The organism is Enterobacter sp. SCRI0065, assembly GCF_059766475.1.
Genome location: NZ_JCBAJB010000035.1, coordinates 1 through 436 on the forward strand (window position 1 = coordinate 1; position 436 = coordinate 436).

The window sequence follows — 436 nt, forward strand, 5'->3', positions numbered from 1 at the left end:
GTCTTGATCTGATCTTCAGTCAACATACGCGCTTTGCTCTTGCCGAAGGACATGGCACCTTTACCGCCGCCGCCTTGCATTTGACGCATGAAGAAGATCCAGACACCAATCAGTAACAGCATCGGGAACCAGGAAATAAAGATAGAAGCCAACAAACTCGGCTCTTCCGGTGGTTCACCAACGACTTTCACGTTCTTCGTTAGCAGGTTATCCAGTAGCTTGGGGTCATTGACAGGAATGTAAGTCGTGTATCTGTTGCTGTCTTTTTTGATAACACTGATCTCACGCCCGTTAATACGTGCTTCACGGACCTGATCCTGATTCACTTCGGTCAAGAAGGTTGAATAATCCACCCTTCGGCCATTCGACTCGCTGGGCCCAAAGCTGTGGAAAACAGACATCAGCACAACTGCGATGACTAACCAGAGAATTAGGT

At 48.2% G+C, this 436-nt stretch carries 1 protein-coding gene; it reads right to left on the reverse strand.

What is annotated here, in order from left to right:
* Positions 1 to 436 (reverse strand): ATP-dependent metallopeptidase FtsH/Yme1/Tma family protein (locus AC6EMZ_RS23290; RefSeq protein WP_498405183.1); only part of this gene is annotated, 436 nt, incomplete at both ends.